This window comes from Candidatus Poribacteria bacterium (genome assembly GCA_021162805.1).
Lineage (GTDB): Bacteria > Poribacteria > WGA-4E > B28-G17 > B28-G17 > JAGGXZ01.
On record JAGGXZ010000211.1, the window covers coordinates 1 to 7,899 of the forward strand.

Below are 7,899 nucleotides of genomic sequence, written 5' to 3' on the forward strand. Positions count from 1 at the left end.
ACCCTAGGGGTGCAACAAGGAGGTGAAGCGCTCTCCTCCCTGGGTATTTATAGTATGCCAGGGATTCCCTTGGCTATCAAGGGAAGATTAAACAGCTCTTCCCTTACAAACATATTATACGAGGAGGATATAAGGATACTGCTTTCGAAGTTCAATCCGACCACCGACTACGAGAGGGAGATATACCGCAGGCTGATCGAGGAGATAACCCCTGAAAAGAGGGGGATAATAAGGCTTATCAGGCCGGATGATAGAAGAAGAGCAGCTGAATGTGGGACTTCACCTTCAGATCGTCATCACCAATCATAAAGATAAATTCGTCCTCTTATACCACGAGGGCAGATAGCATATACGCGATGGCAGATAGCAGATGAGATGTTCAAGTCATGACAAGGAGGTGTCGGCGAGATGAGAAGGATGTTATTCATATCGCTTATGCTCTTGACATCGCTGGCCATGTCCCATCCCGATGAACCGAGATGGGAGAAGGTGTTGGATGGCATGAGGGTTGAATGTATAGCTCCAGATCCCTCAAGCCCCGCCGTCTTCGCAGGAACCATAACCAAGGGATTGTACAAAGGTACGGATCATGGGAGGAGATGGAGAAGGACGGACAAGGGAATCCATTCCATGGCATGGATATATTCCATCGCCGTAAACCCAAATGATCCCAAGGTTATCTACGCGGCGACGGAGGGAGGGGTGTACAGGAGCGAGGACGGCGGAGAGAACTGGGGGAAAACCGGTATGAATAACACAGCCTTTACGGTGGCCATCAACCCCAAAAATCCAAACATCGTCTACGCGGGACAATACATGACCGAAAACGGTGGAAGGAAATGGGAGATGATAGACTTTCTGGTCAAGATGAGCGAACACCCATATCGAATAGTCATAGACCCTAAACGCCCTGAGCTCTTATACGCGGCTATGTTCTCCACACATGGCTTTAAAAGCCCGGATTCGGGGAAGAGGTGGAAGAGGATAATCAACGATAGGGTTTGGTACGTGGCCATCAATCCCGTTCATACGAACGTGGTCTACTTTTGTGGTGAGAGAGGGGTCTATAAGAGCGTGAACGGAGGAAGGACCTGGGATCTGAGAAACAGGGGTTTACCTGGGGCGAGTGTAAATTGCCTGCTGGTCGACCCGATAGATCCTCAGGTTGTATATGCGGGGTTGAGGGGGATAGGGGTCTTCAAGAGCGATGACGGTGGGGGGAGCTGGCGTGAGTTGGGAAGGGGATTCTCGGATGTCGGGGTGATCTTCGAGATGACGATTAACCCTTCAGACCCGAATTACCTCTACGTGTGCACGTCCAGCGGGGTGTGGAGATTGAAGTTATCTCCCAGAAAGCCTTATCCTATAGGTAATTTAGGCGAGCTGCTCACCATCTGGGGGAGCATAAAGCAGAATAGGTGAGGGGATACTGTCAAGGTTTACGGCTAGGTGGGATGAATCTGAAGTATCTTGAGCCCATCAGGTCTATATTAGACGTCTTTCCCGCCTTCCATATAGGCTTGTCCGGCCCGAGGGGGAGAGCGGGCACGCCGTTTATGAGGAATTTAATCGTATCGCCTTCCTTAGCTCCCTCGTCCTCGCACTCGAGTTTCAAGATATAATCGTCCCAACCTCTATATCTGCCCCATTTCGTGCATCTTGGGTGTAATCTGCCCCATTTCGTGCACCTTGGCCCTCAGAACCCCCGATAAACGGCCTGATCCTCATGGCACATAAGTTGCTTCATGGGAGATATGCTCGGATGACATACCGGGACAAAGGGGGTGCGAAGATGAAATACACCTATGTTCTGATCGTTCTGTTCCTCCTTTCAACCGTTTCCTCCTCGGCGCTTGAACCGGTGAGGTATCTGACGAAGGGGTATGTCAAAGATGTGATGTTTTCCCACGATGGGCGATACATCATGGTCGCCACGACGAACGGCCTCGATCTGATTGACCCTGTCTCTCTGAGATGGGTCGCCAGCCCGATAGAAGGGGTCAAGGTCTCGGCGTTGGATGTCTCCTCCTCCGGGATCCTCCTCACGAAGATCGGCGGCGATCTGGTGTGTTGGAGGATGAAGGGGGAGAAGTTGGAAAAGCTCTCCTCGATTCATCCCGGCCATCGCATCTCGAGCTTCGCCATAAGTCATGACGGCAGGCTTATCGCCATCCCGAAGGGAGATGAGCTGTGGATCTGGAGCGTGGAGGAGGGCAAAGCGCTGAAAAAGCTTGAGGATATACGAGGGACGATTATCCGGGAGGTATCACGAGCCGAATCTGTCGGCACCGGCACCCACACCTATACATTTAAGGCTAAGGACGACACCAATGACGTGACGTTCACCCCCGACGACAGATATCTCGTCGTCGCATCCTACCGAAGGGAGGTCGAGCTTTGGAACCTCACGACGGGGAAGGTCGTCATGAGGTTTGCCAAAAAGGGATTATACGACTGGCAGCATCGGCTTGCGGTGAGCGACGACGGGAGGATGCTCGCTGCGATGTCGAAGGTGGATCGTCAGGTGAACATATGGGATTTGAAAACGGGCAGGCTGATCGACTCCCTCCGCTGCTCCAAGGGCACAGGCATGTATCGGATCTCACGTGATAGATCCATCGCTTTCACCCACGATGGAAGGCTGCTCACGATCCTTGAGGGCAGGCAGAACTCGATCGCCGTCTGGAGTCCGGACGGGAGGATATCCTTCATACCGTCGCCTGATTTCCTCGAAGCGGATCGGATAGCCGTCAGCCCCGACAACGACAAGGTGCTCCTTCTCTTCATGGGCGATATATCCGTATGGAGCCTGAGGGAGGGCAAATTGATCGGAAGAATCGAGGATTATTCTCTGGGCGAGCACAACCTCATCCGCAATGGAAGATATCTGATCTCCTCATATAACAGGTTGATTATCAGGGATGTGGAAACCGGAAGGGTGATACGTCGAATTCATCTCATGGACGATCCTCCATATTCCGTCGTGATCTCGCCCGATGGCAGATATGCCTACGCCATCCTTGGAGACAGAATGAAGAAGGTGGATCTGGAAAAGGGCATCGTCTCCGAGTTGAAGACCGGCATGCTACATTACATCCCGCCTTTCCCACCTCCTATCAGCCCTGATGGGAACGAGATGATCATGTTCGGTTGGCGATCCTTCACACCACTCAGGATTTGTAGATTGGGAGGGGTGAAGAGGTACAGGGCGATCCGCAGCACCTTCGACTGGATCAAATGTGAGGGATTCTCCGAGGATGGGAGATATTTCGTTCTCATCGCCAAGGATAAACGGTTGAAGGGGATAGGAATCGAGGTGTTCAAAAGAAGCGGTGTGGGAAGCTACAGAAGGGTTAATCGCCTTCCTAGCTATGAACATGGGAAGGGGGTTGTAAACTTCGTGGCGATCAGATACGGCCTTATGGCCATAGCCACATATCCGGTCGCGGAGGGGAAGATAACGTTATGGAGGTTTCCACAGCTCCGATTGATCGAGAGGATCCCAGGCGGAGGGCCGGTGAGGTTCAGTCCCGACGGAGCATATCTGTTCTTCATAAGTAGAGATAGGGAACTTGTAATATGGAGATTAAGGGATAGGAAAACGGTGGCAAGCGTTCCGAGTTGCTTGAGCTTTGATCTGAGCGCCGACGGTCAAACGATCTCGATCGTGGACGAAAAGGGCAGGATATCCATATGGAGGACGGGGGATCTGATAGATCCAGCTCCGACGCCTCACGTTCAAGGCAAAACGGCTGAGCTTCTTCAGAACTTCCCCAACCCCTTTAACGCCGAGACCTGGATACCGTTCAGGTTAAGGGAGAGAAGGCATGTCATCATCGAAATCTACGATCTGAGCGGGTATCTGATCCGAAGGCTGGATGTGGGCGTTAAAGGGCCAGGAGATTACACCGGAAGAAACTCAGCCATCTATTGGGACGGTAGGAACATGCACGGGGAAAGCGTGTCAAGCGGGATTTACCTGTATCGGATGCTTTCCCCGGAAACCGGATTTAGAAAGATGACGGTGCTAAAATGAGATCTGGAGGCGGTTCCATGAAATACATTTTCGCTTTCATCCTGCTCTGCTCCTTTGCTTGGGGGATGGAGCTTGAGTTGTCTATCTGAACAACACCAACAGGGTGGATTTCGACGCCGGTCTGCTCGTGGTGGACGTGAGCGATCCCAAGATTGTGGATGGCTTCGCAATCTTCGGAAAACACATGCTTATAGCCGCAGGGGAGGATGGTCTGGTGGTAATGGATATATCTGATCCCGGAAATCCGGTTCCCATATCTAAAATCAAGACCCCGGAATCCGTGAGGGAACCTCCGAGGGATATAGAGTTCATAGATGAAAAGACGGCTCTGGTGGCCTGTGGGGCTGCTGGATTGGTCGCCGTGGATCTGAAGGACCCTAAAAATCCAAGCTTGATCTTCCGAAAGGCATACGGCAATAACGTCTACTCGGTTGCCGTTACGCCCGACCGTAGATACGCCCTGATAGGATACGATTACTGCGTTGCCTCCCTCGACATATCCGATCTAAATTCGGTAAGGGAAATCTCCCGACGAAGTCTAGCGGCGCCCGTTTCAACTACCATCGCGAGGGACATCGAAGTATGCGATGGATGGGTCTTCATAGCTGATGACAGATTCTCACCCTCGCTCGCCAAGCTTGAAGAAGGTGGGATGCTCTCGGAGATAATATTTCACCCTCAATATTACACGGGACTTTATCAGTCGGGTGTGGTGGTCTCCAACGGTTATGCCTTCATAGCCCATAACAGCGGTCTAGTGGTGGTGGACGTAAAGGACAAGGCGAACCCGAAGCTGGTCTCCTCCCAAAACATAGCGTGTCATGGAAAGGGGATAGCCCTTCTCCCTGAGAATAAGGTTCTGATCAACGGTAACTACCTTTTCCGCATCGACGTATCCGATCCCCGAAAACCGGGTGAGTCGGACGTTTTATTCGTCGAGAGCATATTCTGCGAGAGATTGCTCGTTCAGGACGGTCTTATCTTCATCGCCGAGGATGATGAATATCTTGAGATCTTCGATCTCAACGCTTTCGTAGAAGCCAAACCGAGAACGCATGTAGAACCGCTTAGGAAAATAGCGATGGCGAGCGCCATAGACGTGGCGCTGAGCGGGAGATACGCCTTTGTAGTGCAGAGAGCAAGGGGGATAACTGTCCTGGACGCATGGGATGTTAGGAGGATGAAGCCCAGGGCAATTTCCCATATAGACGTAAAGGCAGGGAGGATCGCCGTTAAGGGACGGTATCTGATCGCTAGCTGTAAAGACGGGATAAAGATAATTGACGTCATGGACGTGAAAAATCCCAAGGTGATCTCAACTCTTCAACTGAAGGATAGACGAAGGTGGCGAGGAGGGATATGGAGGTTGAAGGTCATCGACGATGCCCTACTGGCGGCTGATGCCAAAGGGTTTACGGTCATAGATCTGTCCGCTCCTCGTAACCCCAAGATCGTGGCGGAGTTCGACGCGCCGCTTTTCGGTTGGGACTTCTATCTGGACGGCGATACCGTCTACTTCACCGACGCGGGCGATCTCTTCATCTTCAAGATACCGTTTGAACGGATCATAGACGTATCACCCAAGGGAAATCTCCTCACCGGATATGGGACGATCAAGAACATGGGAACCGCCGACCTTGCTGATCGGCCGATGAGAACGGCCCTGCTTCAGAACTTCCCCAACCCGTTCAACTCTGAAACCTGGATACCCTATCAGATCTCAAGGGAGACCGACGTGCTGATCCGAATCTACGACGTAAAGGGCAGGCTGGTGAGGACGTTTGATCTGGGGCGCAAACGAGCGGGGTATTACACCAGCAGGGAGGAGGCCGCATATTGGGACGGAAGGGATGAACATGGGGAGGAGGTAGCCTCCGGGGTCTACTTTTACACCCTCAGCGCCGGGGGATTCTCGGAGACCAGGAGGATGGTGATCAGAAGATGATCGGCGAAGCTTGCGAAAAATATTTTCATATATTATCACCAAAATATGAAGAAAATTTGACACATTCCGAGCCCAAAGGTATAATTAAAGGTCGAGTGTCTTGCCCCGTGAACGCGGCGTTGCCCCCTGAAACTTTTCGTCGAGGAGGAAGAAAAGCATGAAAGCTATCCTAGCCAAGGATGCCTATCGATGGGTGCTCGCCGATGTGCCCGATCCACCTCCGCCAGGGCCGGGCGAGGTTTTGGTCGAGGTGAGGGTCTGCGGCATCTGCGGCAGCGATCTCCACGATTATAAGGGGAAACCATCGAAGGATCGCATCCCCGGTCATGAGCTCGCCGGCGTCGTGCTTGAGGTCGGCGAAGGTGTGAAAAACGTCAAAGTCGGCGACCGTGTGGTTTTGAACCCAGTCTTAGATTGCGGCGAATGTCGCTGGTGCGTTTCAGGTCAACCCAACCTCTGTCCGCAGTTCAAGGGGGTTATCGGTTGCCAATACGACGGCGGCTTTGCAGAGAAGGTCAGGGTGCCTGCCAAAAACCTGCTCCTCATGCCTCAAAACGTCGACTTCCGTACCGCCACCCTTTGCGACCCGGTTGCCGTCATGCTCAACGGCCTGGATCTGATAGACCTTTCGGGCGTGGAGAGGGTCGCTGTATTCGGCCTTGGAGCTCTGGGGATGAGCGCCGCTATCTCTTTGACGAGATCGGGCTATGAGGTTTATGCGGTGGACATCAGGGAGTTCAAACTTCAACTGGCGAGGGAAATAGGACTGGAAAAGGTCGTCGACGGAAAAGGGGATGTGATCAAAGCCATCGGCGGCGGACTCGATTTGTGCATCGACGCCGTCGGAAGCGGCGAGGTGGTCAACCTCTCCCTCCGTCTCCTCCGTAAAGGCGGGACGCTGCTCGCCCTCGGCATAGCCGAGAAGCCAGTTCAGTTCTCGTGGAACGGGATCGTGTTCGGACAGATACGCATCCAAGGGGTATTCGCCCACACCCGAACCACTTTCCGTAAAGCTCTCCGTATGTTCGCCTCCGATGAGCGTTTCCAGAAGCTCGTCACGCATTGCTTTAAACTCGACCAATTCGACCAAGCGATACAAACCGCTATGTCGGGGGACGCCGTCAAGGTGGTGGTGGAGCCGTCATGAGCGGTGTCTATCTTTTCCTAAGCCTGCTCATAGCACTTGGAGGTAAAGATGACATGGATGAGATGAAACATCCACGCCGACCCTTGGTTCTGATGCTCAGCCGAGTTGACGATCCGAAAAAGGATCTGGCTGCTATGACCCTGGGATGGATGTGCGAGGAGGGAGGTGTGGAGTTCGATGCATACTACGCCTCAGAACACGGCGAAGGCGGACTGTTCGCACCACACGGCAGCACGGTCATCGGCGGGCATCACACTGAGAAAATAGCACGTGCCTTGGTGACGTTTAACACAACCGTCGTCCGCATCGGGGAGGTGAGGATATTTGATTCACTGATCCGCTCAGGAGCTGAAGAGGTGATCGATTGTCAGGACGACCTGATCGGTCTTTACGAAAGGATGGGGAGGGTTCTCGGCACGGGGAGGGTAAAGAGCATGGTTGCGTTCGATGAGAGGGCGTATCCGACGATTGCGGCGCTGTATCCTGAATGTGTATATCGCCGTGCGTGGGCGGTGCCGCTCGAGCTCAATGCCGATGAGTTGAGGCGGTTGCGGGAGATGGGCGTTGAGACCGTCTGGACAGTTGCGAGAAGGGGAGCTGATGTTTCCAACTGGATCACCGCCGGCTTCAAGGTCGAAACGGCTTTTGAGTTCGACACGGCTGATCCGGCTCAGATAAGCCTCGAGATCGCCAGGCGCTGGAGGGATAAGGCATCGGCCTTCGACCTGCACAAGCCCGATGTCGCGAGGTATCTGATGCCGTTCAGCATCC

At 53.1% G+C, this 7,899-nt stretch carries 7 protein-coding genes; 6 read left to right on the forward strand and 1 reads right to left on the reverse strand.

All coding sequences use genetic code 11. The annotated features are described in order from the left end of the window. Both J7M22_17240 and J7M22_17245 read left to right on the forward strand, forming a co-directional pair. Positions 1–309 (forward strand): hypothetical protein (locus J7M22_17240; GenBank protein ID MCD6508350.1); only part of this gene is annotated, 309 nt, incomplete at its 5' end. 99 nt (positions 310–408) lie between these two features. Continuing rightward, positions 409–1,422 (forward strand): hypothetical protein, encoded by a 1,014-nt coding sequence (locus J7M22_17245; protein MCD6508351.1) that lies wholly within the window; start codon positions 409–411, stop codon positions 1,420–1,422. 10 nt (positions 1,423–1,432) lie between these two features. Here the strand turns inward: J7M22_17245 and J7M22_17250 are convergent, their stop codons facing one another. After that, a complete protein-coding gene (locus J7M22_17250; GenBank protein MCD6508352.1) occupies positions 1,433–1,615 on the reverse strand; it encodes a hypothetical protein in 183 nt (60 codons plus the stop codon). A gap of 177 nt (positions 1,616–1,792) precedes the next feature. Here J7M22_17250 and J7M22_17255 point away from each other — a divergent pair, with 177 nt between their 5' ends. The 4 genes from J7M22_17255 to J7M22_17270 form a co-directional block, all read left to right on the forward strand. Further along, a complete protein-coding gene (locus J7M22_17255) occupies positions 1,793–4,036 on the forward strand; it encodes a hypothetical protein (protein MCD6508353.1) in 2,244 nt (747 codons plus the stop codon). A gap of 103 nt (positions 4,037–4,139) precedes the next feature. Continuing rightward, a complete protein-coding gene (locus tag J7M22_17260) occupies positions 4,140–5,981 on the forward strand; it encodes a T9SS type A sorting domain-containing protein (protein MCD6508354.1) in 1,842 nt (613 codons plus the stop codon). Positions 5,982–6,138: 157 nt separating this feature from the next. Continuing rightward, the gene (locus J7M22_17265) at positions 6,139–7,128 is read left to right on the forward strand and encodes an alcohol dehydrogenase catalytic domain-containing protein (protein ID MCD6508355.1); all 990 of its coding nucleotides are present in this window, start codon (positions 6,139–6,141) and stop codon (positions 7,126–7,128) included. Then, positions 7,125–7,899 (forward strand): hypothetical protein (locus tag J7M22_17270; GenBank protein ID MCD6508356.1); only part of this gene is annotated, 775 nt, incomplete at its 3' end. The genes J7M22_17265 and J7M22_17270, both read left to right, overlap by 4 nt.

Excerpts from the sequence above, each read along its gene's own strand:
- J7M22_17245 (MCD6508351.1), top strand. The coding sequence starts at position 409 with ATGAGAAGGATGTTATTCATATCGCTTATGCTCTTGACATCGCTGGCC.
- J7M22_17255 (MCD6508353.1), top strand. The coding sequence starts at position 1,793 with ATGAAATACACCTATGTTCTGATCGTTCTGTTCCTCCTTTCAACCGTT.
- J7M22_17265 (MCD6508355.1), top strand. The coding sequence starts at position 6,139 with ATGAAAGCTATCCTAGCCAAGGATGCCTATCGATGGGTGCTCGCCGAT.